Raw genomic sequence first — 19,379 nt, forward strand, 5'->3', positions numbered from 1 at the left:
CTTTTCAGTCGGGCCGGCGGTGGGCGCTGGCTCGGGCTCCACGGTCACACGCACCGCAAGATGCGTCAAGATATGCGTGATTTAGATTTCATACGTTGACCCCCGAACCGGCCCTCCGGCCGTTGGGACCGGGCCCGTCCGTCGGCACCTGGCCCGACCCTCCGGCGGGCACGGAGGTGGGGCGGACAACCGGAGAGGCGGCTCCACCATGACGAGCGCGGCGACGGCCGGAGGCGGCCGGAACTGGACGTTCCTCACCAACCACGGGCATGTGCTGCTGGCCATCGCCCGCGATCCCACCGCGCGACTGCGCGACGTGGCGGCCGAGGTGGGCGTCACCGAACGGGCCGCCCAGGCCATCGTCGCCGACCTGGAGGCCGGTGGTTACCTGCACCGCACCCGGGTGGGGCGTCGCAACGAGTACACCCTGAACCCCGCCGGCCGGTTCCGGCACCCCGCCGAGGCCGACCGCCAGGTCGGCGACCTGCTCGCGCTGTTCGCCGAAGCACCCGCAGAAGATGTCACGTCCCGGCCTTGACCGTCGTCGGTGCACGCCGGCCTGGAGCGGCGACCCGCTACCCGCCCGGACCGGCGTCGCCGCACGCCGGCCTGGAGCGGCGACCCGCTACCCGCCCGGACCGGCGTCGTCGCGCCCGCCGCTGAGCGACGTCATCGTTCCCGCCCGGAACGGCGTCGCCGGGCCGCTGCCCGACGCGGTGCAGCGGTAATCTCTGCGGGTGCGCGAATGCCTGCCGCCGAGCGCGACCGAGCCGTCCCGCCGTGCCGTCCGAGCTGTCCTCAGTGGAACGCTGGCGGCCCTGCTCGGCGCCGCCCTGGTGGTCCCCTCCTCCCCGGCGGTCGCGGCACCGCCCACCTGCGGCCCGGCCGGCGAGGACGGTCTGGTGCAGATGCCGTGGGCGCTGCGAAGGGTGGATCCGGCCTCGGCGTGGCCGCTGTCCCGGGGTGCCGGGGTGACGGTCGCGGTCATCGACTCCGGGGTCTCCGCCATCCACCCGGCCCTGAAGGGTCAGGTGCTCGAGGGCCGCGACTTCAACAACCTGCCGGCCAACCGGGGGCAGTGTGACCTGGCCGGTCACGGCACGATGGTCGCCGGCATCATCGCCGGCAAGGACGGCACCGGGGTGCCGTTCAGCGGTATCGCCCCGGCGGCGCGCATCCTGCCCATCCGGGTCCTGCCGGACGCCAAGGGCACCAACGACGAGGGGCTGCCCGGGCAGATCGCCGCAGCCATCGACTGGGCGGTCGACAACGGCGCCGACGTGATCAACCTGTCCCTGGTGACCCTGCCCCGCCCCGAACTGGCACAGGCCGTCGAACGCGCCCTCGCCAAGCGGGTGGTGCTGGTCGCCGCCGCCGGCAACCGGCAGGAGACCCAGGAGGACAGGCCCGCCTACCCGGCGGCGTACCCCGGGGTGATCGCCGTCGGCGGCGTGGACGAGCAGGGCGGGCACGTGGGCACCTCGGTCAGCGGCACCTTCGTCGACGTCGCCGCGCCGGGACTGAACATCATCGGCCCGGCACCGGGTGGATCCGGCTACCGCGCCGAGCCGACGGGTGGCACCAGCTTCGCGGCCGCGTACGTCTCGGGGGTGGCCGCGCTGGTGCGGGCCGCCTACCCGGATCTCACTCCGGAGCAGGTCGCCGACCGGTTGGAGCGGACGGCGGACAACCCGCCGCAGGGGCGCAACGCCGAGGTCGGCTACGGCGTGGTCAACCCGTACCGGGCGGTGTCGAGCCTGCTGGGCACCCGCACCAACCCGCCGGTCGACGCGCTTGCCGCACCCGCCCCGGCGGCCGACCCGCTGAGCTGGCAGCGCACCGTCGCGATCTGGGCCGCCGCGGTGGGAGCTCTACTCGCCGTACTGCTGCTGATCACGCGACCGATCGTGGCGCGCGGCCGCCGGCGCGGCTGGCGGCCGGGCCGACGTACCGACGAACCGGTCACCGGCTGAGCGGCCGGCACAGCCCTCGGGACGGTTGGTCCGTGGGACACGTCACGGCGCTGCTGCGGTCGACCGCAGCAGCGCCGTGACGCGGAAAGCTCAGCGCAGGATGCCGGAGGTGCCACCGCTGTCGGCGCCCCACACGTCCTCGTCCTCCTCCAACCAGGTGTTGCGGGCGGTGTCCTCCTCGCCGTAGCCGGCACCGCCGCCCGTCCCGGCCACGCCACCGGCGCCGCGAGCACCCGCGCCCCGACCACCGGCCCCCGCCGCGCCACGCCCGGCGCCGCCCCGACCGGCGCCGGCACCGCCGCCACCGGCGACGCCACCCATACCGGGTGCCATGCCGCCGCCCAGCTTGCCGCCCGCGCCGAGTCGGCCACCGGCGCCCCGGCCACCGCCACGACCGGCACCCGCCGCGCCGCCGCCCATCATCGGGCCCATGCCCGGCGAGACCGCCCGGCCGAGCGCGCCGCCGCCCGCGAGGGCACCGGCGCCGCCCAGGCCGCCACCGCCGCTGCCGAGCCCGCTGGACGAGCCCAGGCCACCCGAGCCCAGGCCGCCTCCGAGACCGGAGCCGAGACCGGGCGAACCGCCACCACCCGCACCCGCGAGGCCACTGCTGAACTCGTCGTCCGCACCGCCGACGCCCGGGACGCCACCGGTGCTCGGGTAGGTGCCCGTGCCGGAGTCGTACCCGCCCGAGAGGTCGGGATGGGCACCGGACCCGCTGGGCAGGTTGCCCGTGCCCGGCATGTCGGTGGCGCCGATCGAGGGCGTGGCCCCCAGGCCGCCGGTGGACGGGCCGCCGCCGAGCTTCGGCACGCCACCGCCACCGCCACCACCGCCACCACCGGTGCCCAGATCGGGAATCTCGGTCGTCGGGCTCTGTGTGGTGGGGGGGCCGGCATCGCCCGGAGTGCCGGGCGCGATGGCCTGGTAGTCACCGCTCACCTGCTCGTAGACCCGGGCCGCGTCCTCCGACTGGTCGTTGATCCAGTCGGCGATCGCGGTCACCGGGTCGAACCAGCCCAGGAAGTCCGGCGAGACCTTCGCTTCGAAGAAGCCGACCCCGAGGGTCAGCTTGGCGTTACGCGCCTCCAACACGTCGTTGACGCAGGTCGTTGGGACCGGGAAGTCCCGCTGGGCCGCGGTGAGCTTGTCGGCGGCGGTCTTGAGCGACTGGACGATGCCGGTGCCCTTCTCCGCGTCCGCCACGATCTGCCCGGTGTCCTTGGAGATCTGCTCGATGTGACCCTTGAACGCCTCGTACGCCGGACCCTTCCAGGTCGTACCCAGGTCCTTGATGTTGGTGTCGAGGCTCTGCTTGACGTTGTTGAGATTCTTGATCAGCTGTTCCCAGCCGAGGGCGGCGCTCTCCACGTCACCCGGCCGGCCGTCGATGACGACCTTCTGGCACATCTCTTCCCAGCTCAGGCCCATCTGCCGTCCTCCCCCGTCCTAGCGTCCGTCGCCATTGCCGGCCACGTCGCCGAAGACACGCTGCATGTCGGCGGCGGACATCCTGTTCTGCTCCTCCGCCGTCTCGTAGTTCTGCTTGACCTGGCGCAGCGCCTCCGCCGCGTCGTACAGGCTCTGCGAGAGCTTGCGGACACCGGACTCGGTGCCCTGGTAGAGCCCCTGGTGCTTGGCTGCCAACCGGGCCGCCCAGTCGAACCCCCCGAGCGGGCTCGGCTGGCCGCCCGCCCCACCCGCCACGCCGCTGGCCGCGCCCCCCATCAGGTCCTGGATGTCGACCATGTCGTAGGAGAGCTTGTTCAGGTAGGCGGCGTGGGTCTCCAGCCAGGTGATGGCCGAGTCCAGGCTGGTCGCGTCCCACTCGGTCTTGACGCCTGCCTCACCGGGCGCGGTGACCAGGCCCTTCGGCGTCGCGGCGTGGTCGACGTTGTCCATCTCCAGGCCGGTCAGGGCGAGGCCCGACGTCGGCATCCCGCCCACCGGGATCGGGATGTAGAGGTCGTCGTTCACGTACCGTGCCGGCTGGGTGGTCCTGTCGTCCGTCATCGGTCCCCTCCCCGAAACCCTGACTGGTGGTCTGCGTTCACTGCTGCTGTGGGCCGTTCGGCGGCGGGCCCGAGCCCGGCCAGCCGGGCGCGCCCGGCGCCGGAGCGGTCGGCGCGGGCGGATGACCCGGCGCGGGATGGCCGGGCGGCGGGTATCCCTGCCCGGGCTGGCCCGGTGGCGGACCGTACCCGGGGACGGGCTGCGGCGGCGGGCCGTAGGCCGGTGGCGGCTGGGCGGGCCAGCCGGGTGGCGGCACGCCGGGTGCGCCGGGGTACGGGCCGACGGCGGCCGGCGGTGCGCGCCGCTTGCGGCGTCGCAGCACCACCAGCAGCACGATCAGCCCGATGATCGGCACGCCGAGGCAGAGTCCCACCTGGACGATCGCGCCGGCCTTGTTCGAGACGCCGAACTCGACCGCCGGTCCGTCGTCGTCGTTGCCGGGCCGGGCGGCCCCGCCGGAGCGGGTCGGACCGGCCGCCGCGCCCTCCAACAGCGGGTTCGCCGTCACGGCCGGCACCGATCGGGTCAGGGCGGCTATCGGGTCGACTCGGCCGAAGCCGAACTGCGGGTCCCGGCCGGCCGGACCGGCATCGCGGGCGGTCTCGATCAGACGGCTGATGACGTTGGGCGCATCGAGCTTCGGGTACTTCGAGCGCATCAGCGCCACCACACCGGACATGATGGCGGCCGCCGAACTGGTGCCGCTGGCCAGCGTGTAGCCGTTCGGCGAGACCGCCTTGGGCGCCGGGGCGATGATGCTCTCCATCGGACTCGCGATCACGATCTCCGGGCCCTGCACCGAGCCGGCGAAGAACCCGCCGCGCTTGTCGAACCCGGAGACGGCAATGACGCCCGGGATGTTGGCGGGTGAGGTGACCTGTCGGTCGCCCTGCTCGATGTTGCCCGCCGAGGCGACCACCACGGCGTCCTTGCTCAGCGCGTAGTTGATGGCGTCCACCAGCTCCGGCTGAGCCGTCCCCTCGTCGCCGAGCGAGAGGTTGATGACGTCAGCGCCGTTGTCCGCAGCCCAACGGATTCCCAGGACCACGTCCTGGTTATCGAAATTGGCGCCCATCGAGACCGGGAGAATCTTCGCGGCCGGGGCGATGCCCAACTCGTGCATCTCGCCACCGCCGCGTCCCGCGACGATGCCGGCCATCGAGGTGCCGTGCCCCTTCACCTTGTCGTCGTCACGCCGGCCGTCCGGGGCGGCCGTGGCGTTGGTGCCGTGCCCCGCGAGCACCTGCCCGCGCAGGTCCGGATGACTGGCCTCGACCCCGGTGTCGACGACGGCGACCACGACACCCGCGCCCTTGGTGATCTTGTGCGCGGCAGGGATCTTGAGGTAGTCCAGGTACCACTGAAGGCCACGGACCGTGTCAGCGGCCCGAGCCGGCGCCGGCGCGACTGTCACCGCGGGGGCCAGCGCGGCGCACAGCGCCAGCGCGGCCGCGCCCACGGCCCGTGTCGATCGGAAAGGCTTCCCCGTACGCATCGCTCTCCCGTATCTCACCGACGCCAACACGATGCGGCTCCGGCCCGGTCGAGCCGGACCGGAGCCGCATCGGTGATTGTGTCAGCCCCACACCTTGGAGTTGCTCATCTCGGTGGAGACGTAGTTCTCGCGGGCGATGCCGACGGCACCACCGATCTCGTTCAGGATCCGGTTGATGTCCCGGACCGACGAGTCCCACTTCGCCTGGTGCTGCTCGTAGGCGGTGCGGTCCTCGCCCTCCCACTGCAGCTTGGACAGCATCGACCGCAGCGTGTCCAGCTTCTCGTCGATGGTCTTCGAGATGGCCTGCATCTGCTGGTTGCTGCTCTCGAGGACCGCGTAGTCAACCTTGATCGTCACGACTTCCTCCTCTGCTGGCTACGGATCACGGGTTGAGCGCAGAGTGGAACTTGTCCAGCATCTGCTGCTGCTCCTCGTCGTTGACCTGGTGCGTCGTACCCGACTTGTCGAGCAGGTCCGCGATGTTGTCCATCGCGGTCAGCAGGCCCACCGTGTCCTCGTTCCAGCGAGCCATGAGCGACTGGAACCCCGTGGACGCCTGACCCTTCCACGCCATGGCCAGGTCGTCGACTACGTTCCACAGCTTCTTCAGCTCGCCGTCGACCTCGCTGCGCGTGGACCGCACGTCACTCGCGGCGGTATGCAGAGTCGCAGCTTCGACCTCGAACGCCATGCTTCACACCCTTCCGTCATGTTGTGGCGGCGGCTTTGCCGCGCCCCTCCCCCGCGGCAAGGCAGCAACACCCCACCGACGGACACTCCACCTGAGACCGTAGCGGAATCTGTCCAGCCATCGCAGCCCTGACCGGCCGCGTTCCATGGATGGCGGTGAATCGCGTCGTTTGTGCGGCCCGTTCGGACGGGAATCCGACCCGAACGGCCCCGCGACCACGCATGGTCACCCGCCGATTCCGGACCGCCGGCTCAGCGAGCCCCGTGACGGCTCGGTCAGGCTGGCTCGGACCAGGCGGTCTGGATCAACTGCTGGCCGTCGCGTCGGCGGACGAGCGTGCCCCGGCCGGGTGGCTGCGGGCTCGGACGCAGCGTGCCGAAGACGGTGCCCTCCTCCCGGTTGCCGGACATCAGCAGGCCGGGCGAGTCCAGCTCGCGGAGCCGTTGCAGCACGGGCTCGTAGAGCGCCCGGGACACCCCGCCGACCCGACGCGTGACGATCAGGTGCAGACCGATGTCACGGGCCTGCGGCAGCAGCTCGTGCAGGGCACTCAGCGGGTTGCTGCCACCGGAGGCCACCAGGTCGTAGTCGTCCACCAGGATGTAGAGGTCCGGGCCCTTCCACCAGCTGCGGTCCCGCAGTTGGGCGGTGGTCACGTCCGGGCCGGGCAGCCGGTTGGACAGCGCGCTGCGGATCGAGCCGAGCCCCTGCGCGAACGCCTGGTTGGACGGCGCGTAGTCGAGCAGGTGATCGCCCTCCACCGCGCCGAGCAGCCCACGCCGGTAGTCGGCGATCACCAGCCGCGCCTGGGCCGGCGTGTACCGCTCGGTGATGCCCCGGGCGATCAGCCGCAGCAGGTTGGTCTTGCCGCACTCGGCGTCGCCGAAGACGGTCAGGTGCGGCTCGTTGGCCAGGTCCAGGTAGACCGGCGCGAGCGCCGACTCGTTGACGCCGATCGGCAGACCGGGGGCCGACCGGTCGATGATCCGGGCCAGCTCGGACACCGGCAGCCGGCGCGGCAGCAGCCGCACCTTCGGCGCCGGACGCCCCGGCCAGTTCGCCGCCACGTGCCCGGCGAGCGCGACCGACGCCTCGCTCAGATCCTCGATGTCGCGCCGACCGTCGATCCGCGAGATCGCGGTGAGGAAGTGCAGCTTGTCCCGGGTCAGGCCGCGACCGGGCGACTTCTCCGGCACGTTCATCGCCGAGCGCCTGTCGATCTCGGACTCCGCCGCGTCGCCCAGGCGCAACTCCAGCTTGGTGCCGAGCAGATCGCGCATGTTGATCCGGATCTCCGCCCAGCGCACCGCAGTGAGCACCACGTGCACCCCGAAGCCGAGACCCCGGTTGGCGAGCGTCGTGATGGTCTGCTCCAGCTCCTCGTAATCCTGGCGCAGGGTGTTCCAGCCGTCCACCACCAGGAACACGTCGCCGAACGGGTCGTCGGCGAACTCGCCGGCCGCCCGGCGACGGCGGTAGCTCGCCACCGAGTCGATGCCGTACTGGGCGAAGCGCATCTCCCGCTCGTCCAGCACCGCGACCACCTCGGCCACCGTGCGCCGCACCGCCTCGACGTCGCGCCGGCCGGCCACCCCGGCCATGTGCGGCAGGCGCTCCAGGCTGCGCAGCGCGCCACCGCCGAAGTCCAGGCAGAAGAACTGCACCTCGCGCGGCGTGTGGGTGAGCGCCAGCGAGGCCAGCAGCGACCGCAGCATGGTGCTCTTGCCGCTGAGCGAACCGCCGACGATGACGACGTTGCCGCCCGCTCCGGCCAGCTCGACCATCATCGGGTCGCGGCGCTGCTCGTACGGGCGGTCCACCACGCCCACCGGCACGGTGAGGCGACCCCGGCCCGGCCAGGACGCCGTGCACAACCCGTAGGTCGGGTCGACGGCCAGCGGACCGAGCAGCTCGCCCAGGCCCGGCGGTTCCGCCAGCGGCGGCAGCCACACCTGGTGCGCGGGGCGGCCCCGACCCTTGAGCTGGTCGATCAGGACGTCCAGCATCGCGACGGCCTTGCCGTCGGCCGGCTGCTCCGGCTCCGGCATGGCGTCCACCGACACCTGCGTGGCCTGCGCCGGAATGAAGCTGACGCCGTACGGCACGATCCGGCGCTGCACCAGGGCCTGCGACGCGGAGGCCTGCTGGCCGGGCGCCCGGTACGGCCCCGAGACGTACGCGGCCCGGAACCGCAGCATGGTGCTGGTGTCCGTCTTGAGGTAGCCGTGCCCGGGCGCGTTCGGCAGCTCGTAGGCGTCCGGCACGCCGAGCACGATCCGGCTCTCCACCGCCGAGAAGGTCCGCAGACCGATCCGGTACGACAGGTGGGTGTCCAGACCGCGCAGCTTGCCCTCCTCCAGGCGCTGCGAGGCCAGCAACAGGTGCACACCGAGCGACCGACCCAGCCGGCCGATCATCACGAACAGGTCGATGAAGTCCGGCTTCGCCGCCAGCAACTCGCTGAACTCGTCACAAATGATCAACAAGCTCGGCATCGGCGCCAACGGCTCACCGGCCGCCCGGGCCTTCTCGTACTCGAACCGGGACACGTAGTTGCCCGCCGCGCGCAGCAGCTCCTGCCGGCGCACCATCTCACCGGCCAGCGCGTCGCGCATCCGGTCGACCAACGGCAGCTCGTCGGCCAGGTTGGTGATCACCGCGCTGGTGTGCGGCAACGCCTCCAACGAGGCGAACGTGGCGCCGCCCTTGAAGTCCACCAGGACGAAGTTCAGCTCCTCCGACGAGTGGGTCACCGCCAGGGCGGCCACCACCGTACGGAGCAGCTCGCTCTTGCCCGAGCCGGTCGCGCCGATGACCAGGCCGTGTGGGCCCATACCCTCGTGCGCCGACTCCTTGAAGTCGAGTTCGACGACGTTGCCGTCCGGGCCGACGCCGAGCGGGATGCGCAGCCGGTCCCGGTGACCGCGCGGCCGCCAGGTCTGGTGCACGTCCACGGCGGCGGCGTCACCGACGCCGAGCAGGTCGGGCAGCTCCGTGCTGCGGGCCAGCGGCTCCTCGTTGCTGGTCTGCTGCTGCGACAGCCGGTACGGCGCGATCTGCCGGGCCAGCCCCTCGGCGGCCTCGGCGGTGAGCCGGTCGGGTCGTCCGAGCCGCGACGACGAGCTGCCCCGGATCAGGTCGAGGGTGGTGCCGTCGCCCACGTCCAGGCAGAGCAGCCAGCGGCCGACGTCGCGCGGCACCGTCCCGGAGAGGTCGATCAGAGTGACGCCGAGCAGCCCCTGGCCCACCAGCTGGCAGGTCGGGGAGATCTCGCCACCGTCGACCACCACGACCACGTGTGGCGCGGTGGTCAGCGGCTTGGCCTCGGCGGCGAACCGGGGTCGCCCGGCCAGCTCGGCCGCGAGAGACGCCTCGGCCTCGGCCAGGCTGGCGAAGACCAGCCGGCGCGCGCCGGCCGCGTCCGTCCGGCCGCTGTGGTGGGCGTGGGGAAGCCACTTCACCCAGTTCCAGGCCAACTGCCGGTCGGGCGCGGCGACCACGGCGACGACCAGGTCGTCCGGGGCGTGGAACGTCGCCAGTTGGCCCAGGGCCGCCCGGGTCAGATCGAGCACGGGCTCCCGGTCGCCGCGCAGCACCACCCGGCTGAACGCGCGCACCGACAGCGCGGTCGGCAGGCCGGGCACAGTGGAGTGTGCGCGGACGAACCGACGCAGCGCGATGGCGCTCATCGGCTCCAGGTCCTCGACCGGCTTGGTCTCCGGGGGGACGATTTCCACGGCCAGCCGCTGCGGGCCGAGCGCGATCCTGGTCTCACCGAAGTCGGGCTCGGTGATCCGCCGCTCCCACAGCCGGCGGGACGCCGCGATCGACCAGAGCGCGTCGGGCTCCGGGTGCCGCCAGTTCATCGCGTCCCGCTGCTGGGCCGCCGCCCGCCGGGTGCGCTTGCGCATCTGTGCCAGGTAACGCATGTAGTCGCGGCGGTCCGCGTTCAGCTCGGCCTTGTCGTTGCCACCGTTGCTGAGCGAGCCGATGGCCATGCCGAGCATCGAGACGCCGAACAGGCCACCCGCGACGTACGTCATCATGCCGCCGCCCCGGCCGGCGTAGAGGAACGCCATCGCACCGACACCGCAGACCATCGGCAGGATCATGAGCAGCTGCCCCATCCCGCGGGGCGTCGGCTCGGGCAGCTCGGGCGGGGACTCCAGCAGCACCTCACCGCGCGGCAAGGCCGGCCCCGGCTGGCGCGGAGGTCGGCGGAACACGACCGTGCTCACGGCTGTCTCCTCCCCAGAAGCGGCCCTGCTGTCGTGCCGGCGCGGCCCGAAGCCCGCGGGTGGGCACTGTACGTGCCCGTCATCGTAGGTAATCTCCCGTGGGCGCGGTGCACCCGCACCGCGGGACCCCGGCCCGCCGATCGTAGATGGACACCAGGAGGCCACTGTGGCGACGAAGACGGCGACCGGTGGTCTGAGCCGGATCACCATTGTGGCCCCCCGTACCCGGATTGATCTGGCCCTGCCGTCGGACGTGCCGATGGCGGACCTTCTGCCCACCCTGCTGCGCTACGCCGGGGAGGACCTGGCCGACGACGGGGTGCGGCACGGCGGCTGGGCGCTGTCCCGCCTGGGTGGCGCACCTCTGGAGGGTGGTCGTACCGCCGCGCAGCTCGGTGTCCGCGACGGCGAGGTGTTGTACTTCAACCCCCGTTCCGCCTCCGCGCCGGAGGTCGTATTCGACGACGTGGTGGACGCGGTCGCCACCGCGACCACCCGGCGGCCGGGCTCCTGGCAGGTCGGGGCGAGCCGATCGTTCGCTGTGCTGTTCGCCGCTGCGGCGTTCGGCGGCGGCGCCCTGGCCGCCCTGTTCACCGGCCCTCCCCACCTGCCCGGCGCGCTGGCCGCCCTGCTGGTCGCGGTGGCGCTGCTGGTCGGCGCTGCGGTGCTCGCCCGGGCCGCGGGTGACAGCGGGACGGGCTCGGTGCTGGCGATGGTCGGGCTGGTGCACGCGGGCACCGGTGGCCTGCTGTTGCTCGCCGGTGACCGGAAGCTGACCGAGCTGGCCAGTCCGCACGTCCTGCTCGCGGCCACCGCCGTGGTGGTCGCCGGGGCGGTGGCCGTGCTGGCCGTCGGTGACCGGTACCCTCTCTTCTTCGCCGCGATCGGGGTGGGCGCGGGGACGGGTCTGGGGGCGCTGCTCTGCCTGGCCCTCCGCAGCGACGCCGCGGCCGGGGCCGCGGTGGTGGCGGCGGTCGCGTTCGGCGTGGTGCCGGCGCTGCCGATGGTGGCCTACCGGCTGGCCCGGCTGCCGGTGCCGTCGATCCCGACCGGCCCGGACGACCTGAAGACCGACAGCGAGTCGGTGGACGGGCGGCAGGTGCTCGAACGGAGCGATCGGGCCGACCAGTTCCTCACCGGTCTGCTGTGGACGGTCTCGCTGCTGGTGCTCGGCGCGCAGCTCGTGCTGGCCCTGGACGGCCGCCTGCCGGCGGTGCTGCTCTGCCTGGTGCTGGCCCTGCTGTCGTTGCTGCGGGCGCGTCCGCTCCTGGGTCGAGCCCAGCGCGTTCCGGTGCTGCTCGCCGGCACCGTCGGACTGGGCCTGGCCGCCGCGGCGACCTTCGCCGGTGGATCGCTTCCGGTCCGGCTCGGTCTGATCCTCGGTGGCCTGCTGCTGGCTGCCGTGGTCAGCCTGATCTACGGCCTGACCGTCGTCGGCAAGCGCATCTCGCCGGTGTGGGGCCGGTTGCTCGACATCGTCGAGATCATGCTGATCATCGCGCTGGTGCCGCTCGCCGTCTGGGTCTGCGGCCTGTACGGCTGGATCGTCAACCTGCGGCCCTGACCGGGGAGGCTCCAGCGCGCCGTCAGCGGGGTTGCCGACGACCGGCGCCGCCCAGCGCCGACGCGACCGGCGCGCTGGCGTAGACGCCCGGGCCGTGCTGCCCGTCCATCGGCCGGGCCGGCGTGCCGGCGCGGTGCGCGACGTCCCGGACGACCTTGACCAGCGCCTCGACGTGGTTGTCCACGGCCGCGACCCGGAGCAGCGGTGCCGCCATGCGCCCGTCGGGCGACACCGCCGCGGCCACCGTGTGCGAGGGGGCCGACGTGGCGGTGATCGCGTCCACCAGCGGGCCCAGCGGCGCGTCCGGGCGGCCCCGCAGGGTCAGGCAGCGGTGCGTCCAGCCGCCGCCGCGCAGCCCCCGCCAGCTCTCCGTCGGCGGCTCCGGCACCAGGTCCAGCCCGGCGGCCGACACCACGGCGGCGCGCAGCTCGTCGCGACCCAGCGGCCGGTGGGCCAACCCGGCCGCCGTCAGCGCCTTGCCCAACCGGCCGATTCCGGCGGCCAGCGTCCGGTGGACGCCGGGCAGCCCGCCGCCCCGGCTCACCGTCTCGACCCGCGCATCGTGAACCGTGAGCCGCAGCGCCACCCAGACGGTCCGGTGCGCCGCCGGCGGGGCACCGGGGGCCGGATACCAGACCAGGGTGTGCGCGACCACCTGGGCCCTGGACACCGGGGCCGAGAAGTCGGCGAGGACCCGCAACGCGCGGTCCACGGTCGCCGCGTCCACCGAGCCGACCGCGGCGCCGGTGACCGGTTGCAGCGCGACCGCGGCGAACCAGCCCTGCTCGTCCTGCCCGATGCCGAGCCGGGTGCCCCGGTCGGTCAACTCGATGACGCCCAGCTCGGGTGCGAGCGCGGCCAGCCGGGGGTCCACGGCGGTCCCGCCGGCCAGCGCGGCCGCCGCCCGTTCGCGGCGGTGGCGGAGCCGGCGACGCAGCAGCAGGTCGTCGAACCACCAGCGACCGCCACGGCGGGCGAACGCGGCCACCACGACAGCGACCGCCAGGGCGGCGACCGTGGCGAGCAGCCAGCTCGGCCCGGCCGTCGCGGCCCAGACGGCGAGGGCACACACCTCGAGTACGACGAGCTGGCCGACCAGCACCGGACCGATGCGACCCCGACCCGGCCGATCGGCCGCCGGGGTGGCCCGTACCGGGACGTCGGACGGCCTCGCGACCGCATCCGCGGGTGGCGCCTGAACCTGCGTCATCGCTGACTGTCCCTCCTGGACGGTACGACTCTGCGCCGGGTCGGCCCGGCACCGATCCGGCGGCGGCCCCGAGGACCCGCCGTCGGCCCCTTATCGTAGGGAAGCCCGCGACGGCACCCCGAGGACATCGTCGCGGATCCACCCCGCCGGAGGTAAGTCATGCGGACCCGCCGCGATCAAGTGCAGGCGTACCGCTTCGTCACCCGTCGGATCGTCTCCGCGCTCGTGTCGGGCGATCCGGAGACGACCAACCTGCCGATGCGACGGCTCGGCATGGCGGTCTTCGGCAGTGTGATCGCCGCGGCGGTGGTGCTCGGCGGCGTGGGCGCGTACGGCCAGTTGACCGGGAACACCGCGCCACTGGAGGAGAACAGCCTGGTCATCGAGCGGGAGACCGGCGCGACGTACGTGTTCGCCGAGGGACAGCTGCATCCGACGCTCAACTACGCCTCCGCACGGCTGATCCTCAACGAGCCCGACCCCACGGTGCGCACCATGTCGCAGGCGGCGCTGCGCGACCGTCCACGGGGGCACACCGTCGGCATCGTCGGCGCGCCCGACGCGTTGCCGGACCGCAAGTCGTTGACCGGCCTGCCGTGGTCCGTCTGCGACGTGCCCGACGCGGCCGACCCGCGCCACTCCACCACCCGCGTCGTGATCGACCGCGCGCTGCCCGGCGGTGCGCCGCTCGGCGACCGGGCGGTCCTGGTCACCGTCGACGGTCAGCGGCACCTGCTCACCGGCAACTCCCGGCTCGAGGTACGCGGCGGTGACCAGGCGGTCGCGGCGCTGCGGATGACCGGCACGGCACCGCTGCCGGTCGGGCAGCAGCTGCTCAACGCCGTGCCGGCCGGGCCGCCGCTGCGCAAGCCGTCGCTGCCCGGAATGGGCGACCGCAGCGGGCTGAGCGTCGCCGGCCGGCCCGCCACCATCGGTCAGGTCTTCCAGGCGGCGGGGCAGCACTACGTGCTCGCGCGGGAGGGTCTCGTCTCGATCAGTGAGATCACCGCCCTGCTGCTCATCAGTGGCGGCGGTCAGATCACCGACATCACGCCGGACCAGGCCGGTCGGCTGTTGACCGAGCAGCGGGTGGACGCGGACGGAATGCCCCGGACGCTGCCCACCCTGTACCAGGCCCGGGCCGGGCAGACGCTGCTCTGCGCGACGTACCGGGCCGGCAGCGCCGGTGGTCCCCCGACCACCACGCTGGAGGTCTTCGACCGGGCTCCGGCGGAGTTGACGGCGGACGAGCCCGGCTCGGTGCCGGTGCGCCAGACCAACCGGGACGCGGTGCGCACGGCCGAGTCGGTGCTGCTGCCCGGCGGCAAGGGCGTACTGGCCCAGGCCGCGCCCGGCGCCGGCACCAGCGGGTCCGGTGCCGCTGGCGCGACGGTCTACCTGATCAGCCCGCAGGGTGTCCGGTACCCGCTCGGTTCCGCCGAGACGCTGGGGGCGCTCGGCTACGAAGGGGTCACCCCGCTGGCGGTGCCCGGCTCGCTGCTCGCGTTGATCCCGACCGGGCCCACCCTGGACCGGGATGACGCGCTCGTGCAGTTCGCACCCGGTGACGCGCCGGCGTCCGCGTCCGTGCCGCAGCCCACGTCGTCCACTACGGCCACGAGCGCCCCGGCGAGCGGCGGCACGGGCGGTGGGCTGCCCGGGGCATCGACCGGCGCCGACGGCTGAGCCGTTCGGACGGGTCGCCCCGGGTCGCGGCAGTGGACTAACCTGGGTTCGCTGACGGTTGTCAACCAGAACGACGGGGATGTTTGCCATGACCGGGCGTACGGAAGTGGACCTGCTGTCCCTTGAGGACTTCCACAAGCACCTGGCGTCGCGGCTGAGTCAGGCCGAGTCGGTGCTGCGCAAGCTCAACACCGAGATGCAGTGCAGTCCACCGGCGTTGGGTTCGTTCACCGACGCCACCCAGAATTCGCGCCGCTACAGCGAGGTCCACCAGTCGTACGTGGATCAGGCCGAGCGGCTCCGGCAGGCGGTGCAGGCGGCGCAGCAGGCGACCAGCACCATCCTGGCCAACTACCGCACCGCCGAGGCGCGTAACGCGGCCAACGCCACCGACATCACGGCTGCGCTGACCGGTGTCGACCGGGCGTTGCAGCCGAAGGGGGACGGCAGTGTCTGAGTACACCCAGCGCTACCAGGGCAAGAGCCACCGCGAGCTGTACGACGCGGTGATGGCCGGCAAGCCGGAGCAGATCGAGGGGATCGCCGCCCAGTGGGCCGCCCTCAAGGGCATCCTGGACGGCCTCGGCCGGGAGCTGAGCGGCGACCTGGAGAAGCTCGGCAACACCTGGACCGGCCCGGCGGGTCGGGAGTTCCAGCGCCGGCTGACGCTGATCGTCGATCACTCCGACGCGCTGGGCGAGGGCATGGCCGGCATCAAGCAGAGCCTCACCATGATGGCTAGCCAGCTGCGCGCCGCGCACAAGCAGGCCGAGAGCCCGGAAGAGACCGACGACAACGACCAGGCCATCTCGGGCGCGCTCAAGGGTGCCGCCTTCGGCCTGCCCGGTGCCGTGGTCGGGGGCATCATGGGCCACCAGCAGGACAAGGAAGAGCAGGAGAAGGCCCACCAGCGGATGGTGAACGTGGTTGCCGAGCTGGCCGCCGGCTACGACCTCTCCGCCTACGACCGGGTGGTCGACCCGCCCCACCCCCACCCGGAGACGCCGAAGACGACCAATCAGGACCGGCCGACGCCGCGCAGCGGCCCGGCCACCACGACGCCGTCGGCCGCTCCGACCGCCACCGGCCTGACCGCGCACACCGGCGGCGCGACAGTCGCGACGCCCGACGGGGTGGCACCTCCGCCGGCCGGCGGGGGCGGTTCCGTCCCCGGCCAGGACGGTGGCACCTCGGTCGTCGCCATCGGGCCGGAGGGCACCGGTAGCGACCCCGAGGGCAGCACCACCTCCCTCGCCAGCGCGGACCCGCTGCTCGGCGGGGCTCTGCTCACCGGCGGGGCGGCCGGGCTGGCCGGGCTGGCCGGGCCGACCACCACCGTGGCTGCCAGCGCCTCGGGCGGGCCGAGCCTGCTCTTCGGGGCACCGGGCGGGGCGCCGGCCGGTGGGGTGCTGCGCACCTCCGCGCTCGCCGGGTCGAGCAGCACGCCCACCACGGCGGCCCGGCCGACCGGCGGCGCTGCCGCCGCCGAGAGCCGGTCCGCCAGTGGCGTCGGGCGGAGCATCGACGGCCGCCGCGGTGAGTCCGGTCGGTCGGCCGCGGGTGGGCGCCAGGGTCTGACGGGCAACGGCCGGGGCGCCAACCGCCCGGGGGTGCTCGGCGGGCACGGTCGCCCCGAGGACGACGAGTCCGACGAGCGGCTGACCTGGCTGACCGAGGACGAGATGGTGTGGCAGGACGGCGGGGACGCCGCGCCGCCGGTGCTCGGCACCTCCGGCTGACCCGCCGACGGCACCCGGCGCCGCACGAGATACCCGAGTGACCCCTGCCGCCTGCTGCGGCGGGGGTCACCGTGGTTCGGCCCTCGGCCCTCGGCCCTCGGCCCTCGGCCCTCGGCCACCGGCCACCGGGGCCCGGGCCCCGGCCCTCGGCCCTCACACCCGGATACGGTGCGGCCGCGGGTCAGAACCGTCCACAGTGGTGACGGTGGTGGCGGTCACTCCCATTCGCCCGCTGTCGTGCTGCGCCATGCCGGGTCGGGCGATAGGTTGGTCGGGTGTCGTCCGCAGCCCTGGTCCGCCCAGCCCGGTGGGCCGTGCTGTGGTCACTGCGGGAGCTGACCCGGCTGGCGGTCACCGCGCTGGTGCTCGCGGTCGGCCTCGGCGGCGCGCTCGCCGCCACCCCGCCGTCCGCTCAGGCGCAGCTGCGGCCCAGCGCCGTGAGCAGCCGGGTGGACGCCGTTCAGCCGGAGGCCGTCGCGGCCACCGAGCGGACGAGCCAGCCGGCCGCGCCCCGGCCGAGCAGCGACGCCATCGTCGCCGCGCCGACCGGCCCGGTCCTCGCGGGCGCGGAGCACACGTCGGCCGTTGAGCCCGGCCGCGGTACCCCGCCCCGACGCGGCCCTCCCACCAGCTGATCTCAGGCCGTCAGGCCACCCGACGCTCCCCGTGACTTGGCTCCGGGTCGTGCGTCCGGGTGCCCGGGTCGCCGCCACCGGCGCTACCCGCAGCCAGACCCGATCCGGCTCGCGAGATCCCGCCCAGCGGGGATCGGCCCGAGCCTCGGGCGGCCATCCGCAGCTCACCCCGACCACTCGGAGCCCGGCGCGTCGACACCAGTCGAGCGACCGGCCCGGTGCCGTCAGGACCCATCCGTCGATACCGTCGTTCGACCGCGAGGTGCTGATCATGCAGACCGTCCTCTCCGCCGTCCTGCCCGACGTGCCCCGGGCCGCCGCCATCTGGCTGAGCCTGCTCGGGGTGGTGGTGGTCGCCGTCGCCGCGCTCCTGCTGCGACCCGGCCGGCTCCGCCTCGACCCGGCCGCCCGGATCCGCAACGCCGCCATGCCCAGCCAGCTCGAACAGGCGCTCCAGGAGCGGGAGCAGAGCCGCTACGCGCAGGAGGTCGCGGTGGCCGCCGAGCGCGCCACCACCACCGCCCAGCGTCGACGGGCGGAGTGGGTGGCCGCGCAGGAGACCGTCGAAGCCGCCTGGCAGGCGCTGGAGGCGGCCGAGGCCGGCGTACGACGGCTCGGCGCAGCGGCCGCGATGCCGCTGCCGCAGACCGCCCGGACCCCCGCCGAGTACGCCGACCGCGAGCGCTACCTGCACCGGGCCGCGCTGGACGCGTACTGGCGGCGGGAGCTGTCGGTGGAGCAGCTCAGCGACGTCTTCGCGCACCGCGACGGCTGGGACCCGCGGCTGCACCCCGTCGATCAGGAACTCGTGCTGCAGCGGGCGATCCGCGACAATCTGGCCGCCCGGCACGTCGCGGCCCAGGAGCGGGAGCAGGCGGCCTGGCGGGCCGCGGAGCTGGCCGTGGCGGCGGCTCGTAGCCTTCGCGAGGAGGCCCACGCGGCGACCGGGCGGCGGGTGGCGGAGTCGGCGTCGGTGCTGCCGCTCAGCGAGGTCCTCCGGCCGCCGACCGAGCAGACCCGGGAGAACGCGGTGGTCGCCCGCGGTCGGGCGGCGGTCCCGGCGTTCTGACCCGGTGGCCCGGCGGTTCCGGTTTCGCGACCCGGCGAACCGGGCCGGGCCGGCGCTGGTGGGTTAGCGTGACGGCATGTCCCGACAGGCGTGGGTCCTCGTGGTGATCGCCGGCATCCTGGCGATCGCCACACTGGTCGGCGCGGTGGTGCTGGCGGTACGGGTGGTGCGCACGAGGCGGCTGCTGACCGGGCTCGGCGCGGGCGGCAAGATCGCCTTCTACGGGGCGCTGATCTACACGATCTTTCCGGTGGACATCCTCCCGGACCCGATCTACCTGGACGACATGGGTGTTCTGGCCGGCGCGCTGATCTATCTCACGCGGCTCGTGCACAAGCGCCGGGCTGCCGGCCTTCGCCTGCCCGGGCAGCCGGACGCGCCGCCGGATCCGGACCGCGCCCGCTCCGTACGATGATCGAGGTTGGCGCACAGGACGGGGGACGGACGTGGCGGGCGATCATCGGCTGGACATCCGCGACGACCGGGTGGCCGCCTTCTGCGCGGAACGGCACCTGGCGACACTGACCACCCTGCGCGCCGACGGCACCCCGCACGTGGTGCCCGTCGGGGTCACTCTCGATCCGGCGGCCGGGCTGGCCCGGGTGATCACCTCGGGTACGTCCCGCAAGGCTCGCCAGGTGGCCGCCGCCGGCGCCGACGGCACTCCGGTGGCGGTCTGCCATGTGGACGGCCGCCGCTGGTTGACGATCGAGGGCCGGGCGGTGCTCCGGTCGGACCGAGCCGCCGTCGCGGAGGCGGAGCGCCGCTACGCCGAGCGGTATCGGACCCCGCGCCCGAATCCGGAGCGCGTGGTCATCGAGATCACTGTGACCGGGTTGCTCGGGAGCCTCTGAGCCGCACTGGCGTTCTGTCCGCTTCATGCCACCATGCCTGCTTCGGGCCCTCCCACGGCCGCACGCGGTCTCCCGGAATCTCGCACCGGCGACAGCCGTTGCACCTGGTCACGACGCCCCCGGCGGCAGCCGGCGACGGAATGTCGGCCGAAGCAGGGCCGTTACGTCCCCGGTACGCACGGCCGAGACCGCCACGGAGGCGGCTACCC

Annotated in this window: 17 protein-coding genes; 10 read left to right on the top strand and 7 right to left on the bottom strand. The window is 73.7% G+C overall.

Annotation, left to right across the window (positions count from 1 at the left end):
• The first annotated feature begins 208 nt into the window (after positions 1-208).
• Positions 209-538 carry a MarR family winged helix-turn-helix transcriptional regulator gene (locus ABZU53_RS16945; protein ID WP_355066655.1) on the top strand — a complete coding sequence of 110 codons (330 nt, stop codon included), beginning with the start codon at positions 209-211 and terminating at the stop codon, positions 536-538.
• Between the two features lie 199 nt (positions 539-737).
• Positions 738-1,973, top strand: a complete 1,236-nt coding sequence (gene mycP / locus ABZU53_RS16950) for a type VII secretion-associated serine protease mycosin (protein WP_355066656.1) — start codon at positions 738-740, stop codon at positions 1,971-1,973.
• Positions 1,974-2,063: 90 nt separating this feature from the next.
• Here the strand turns inward: mycP and ABZU53_RS16955 are convergent, their stop codons facing one another.
• The 6 genes from ABZU53_RS16955 to eccCa form a co-directional block, all read right to left on the bottom strand.
• The gene (locus ABZU53_RS16955) at positions 2,064-3,404 is read right to left on the bottom strand and encodes a WXG100 family type VII secretion target (protein ID WP_355066657.1); all 1,341 of its coding nucleotides are present in this window, start codon (positions 3,402-3,404) and stop codon (positions 2,064-2,066) included.
• 18 nt (positions 3,405-3,422) lie between these two features.
• The gene (locus ABZU53_RS16960; protein WP_354855541.1) at positions 3,423-3,986 is read right to left on the bottom strand and encodes a hypothetical protein; all 564 of its coding nucleotides are present in this window, start codon (positions 3,984-3,986) and stop codon (positions 3,423-3,425) included.
• 37 nt (positions 3,987-4,023) lie between these two features.
• Entirely contained in the window at positions 4,024-5,445 is a 1,422-nt protein-coding gene (locus tag ABZU53_RS16965) for a S8 family serine peptidase (RefSeq protein WP_354855540.1), read from the bottom strand.
• Positions 5,446-5,562: 117 nt separating this feature from the next.
• Positions 5,563-5,841, bottom strand: a complete 279-nt coding sequence (locus tag ABZU53_RS16970) for a WXG100 family type VII secretion target (protein WP_354855539.1) — start codon at positions 5,839-5,841, stop codon at positions 5,563-5,565.
• A gap of 25 nt (positions 5,842-5,866) precedes the next feature.
• Complete coding sequence (locus tag ABZU53_RS16975; protein ID WP_354855538.1) at positions 5,867-6,175, bottom strand: WXG100 family type VII secretion target; 309 nt, start codon at positions 6,173-6,175, stop codon at positions 5,867-5,869.
• Between the two features lie 275 nt (positions 6,176-6,450).
• Positions 6,451-10,413: a type VII secretion protein EccCa gene (eccCa, locus tag ABZU53_RS16980; RefSeq protein WP_354855537.1), complete on the bottom strand. Its 3,963-nt coding sequence runs from the start codon at positions 10,411-10,413 to the stop codon at positions 6,451-6,453.
• Between the two features lie 166 nt (positions 10,414-10,579).
• Between eccCa and eccD the strand changes: the two genes are divergently transcribed.
• On the top strand, positions 10,580-11,977 hold the full coding sequence (eccD, locus tag ABZU53_RS16985; RefSeq protein WP_355066658.1) for a type VII secretion integral membrane protein EccD: 1,398 nt from the start codon (positions 10,580-10,582) through the stop codon (positions 11,975-11,977).
• 22 nt (positions 11,978-11,999) lie between these two features.
• Here the strand turns inward: eccD and ABZU53_RS16990 are convergent, their stop codons facing one another.
• The gene (locus ABZU53_RS16990) at positions 12,000-13,187 is read right to left on the bottom strand and encodes a type VII secretion protein EccE (RefSeq protein ID WP_355066659.1); all 1,188 of its coding nucleotides are present in this window, start codon (positions 13,185-13,187) and stop codon (positions 12,000-12,002) included.
• A 159-nt stretch (positions 13,188-13,346) separates the two neighbouring features.
• On the opposite strand from ABZU53_RS16990, the gene eccB reads away from it, so the two are divergent.
• The 7 genes from eccB to ABZU53_RS17025 all read left to right on the top strand — a co-directional run bounded on the left by eccB (position 13,347) and on the right by ABZU53_RS17025 (position 19,170).
• Positions 13,347-14,873, top strand: coding sequence for a type VII secretion protein EccB (gene eccB / locus ABZU53_RS16995; RefSeq protein ID WP_355066660.1), 1,527 nt, complete (start codon positions 13,347-13,349; stop codon positions 14,871-14,873).
• Between the two features lie 88 nt (positions 14,874-14,961).
• Positions 14,962-15,330, top strand: coding sequence for a hypothetical protein (locus ABZU53_RS17000; protein ID WP_007454914.1), 369 nt, complete (start codon positions 14,962-14,964; stop codon positions 15,328-15,330).
• Positions 15,323-16,612 (top strand): hypothetical protein, encoded by a 1,290-nt coding sequence (locus ABZU53_RS17005; protein WP_355066661.1) that lies wholly within the window; start codon positions 15,323-15,325, stop codon positions 16,610-16,612. Before ABZU53_RS17000 ends, ABZU53_RS17005 begins: the two co-directional genes overlap by 8 nt.
• Before the next feature lie 275 nt (positions 16,613-16,887).
• On the top strand, positions 16,888-17,247 hold the full coding sequence (locus ABZU53_RS17010) for a hypothetical protein (RefSeq protein WP_354861914.1): 360 nt from the start codon (positions 16,888-16,890) through the stop codon (positions 17,245-17,247).
• Between the two features lie 271 nt (positions 17,248-17,518).
• Positions 17,519-18,316, top strand: a complete 798-nt coding sequence (locus tag ABZU53_RS17015; RefSeq protein ID WP_354861912.1) for a hypothetical protein — start codon at positions 17,519-17,521, stop codon at positions 18,314-18,316.
• A 76-nt stretch (positions 18,317-18,392) separates the two neighbouring features.
• Positions 18,393-18,731, top strand: a complete 339-nt coding sequence (locus ABZU53_RS17020) for a YkvA family protein (protein ID WP_354861910.1) — start codon at positions 18,393-18,395, stop codon at positions 18,729-18,731.
• A gap of 31 nt (positions 18,732-18,762) precedes the next feature.
• On the top strand, positions 18,763-19,170 hold the full coding sequence (locus tag ABZU53_RS17025) for a TIGR03618 family F420-dependent PPOX class oxidoreductase (RefSeq protein WP_354861908.1): 408 nt from the start codon (positions 18,763-18,765) through the stop codon (positions 19,168-19,170).
• Positions 19,171-19,379 lie beyond the last annotated feature (209 nt).

This window comes from Micromonospora sp. NPDC005194, from assembly GCF_040608335.1.
Classification (GTDB): domain Bacteria; phylum Actinomycetota; class Actinomycetes; order Mycobacteriales; family Micromonosporaceae; genus Micromonospora.

Coding starts and splice junctions, on each gene's coding strand:
- ABZU53_RS17015 (WP_354861912.1), top strand. CDS start 17,519: ATGCAGACCGTCCTCTCCGCCGTCCTGCCCGACGTGCCCCGGGCCGCC.
- ABZU53_RS17020 (WP_354861910.1), top strand. CDS start 18,393: ATGTCCCGACAGGCGTGGGTCCTCGTGGTGATCGCCGGCATCCTGGCG.
- eccB (WP_355066660.1), top strand. CDS start 13,347: ATGCGGACCCGCCGCGATCAAGTGCAGGCGTACCGCTTCGTCACCCGT.
- ABZU53_RS16945 (WP_355066655.1), top strand. CDS start 209: ATGACGAGCGCGGCGACGGCCGGAGGCGGCCGGAACTGGACGTTCCTC.
- ABZU53_RS16960 (WP_354855541.1), bottom strand. CDS start 3,986: ATGACGGACGACAGGACCACCCAGCCGGCACGGTACGTGAACGACGAC.
- ABZU53_RS16975 (WP_354855538.1), bottom strand. CDS start 6,175: ATGGCGTTCGAGGTCGAAGCTGCGACTCTGCATACCGCCGCGAGTGAC.
- ABZU53_RS16990 (WP_355066659.1), bottom strand. CDS start 13,187: ATGACGCAGGTTCAGGCGCCACCCGCGGATGCGGTCGCGAGGCCGTCC.
- ABZU53_RS17000 (WP_007454914.1), top strand. CDS start 14,962: ATGACCGGGCGTACGGAAGTGGACCTGCTGTCCCTTGAGGACTTCCAC.
- ABZU53_RS16955 (WP_355066657.1), bottom strand. CDS start 3,404: ATGGGCCTGAGCTGGGAAGAGATGTGCCAGAAGGTCGTCATCGACGGC.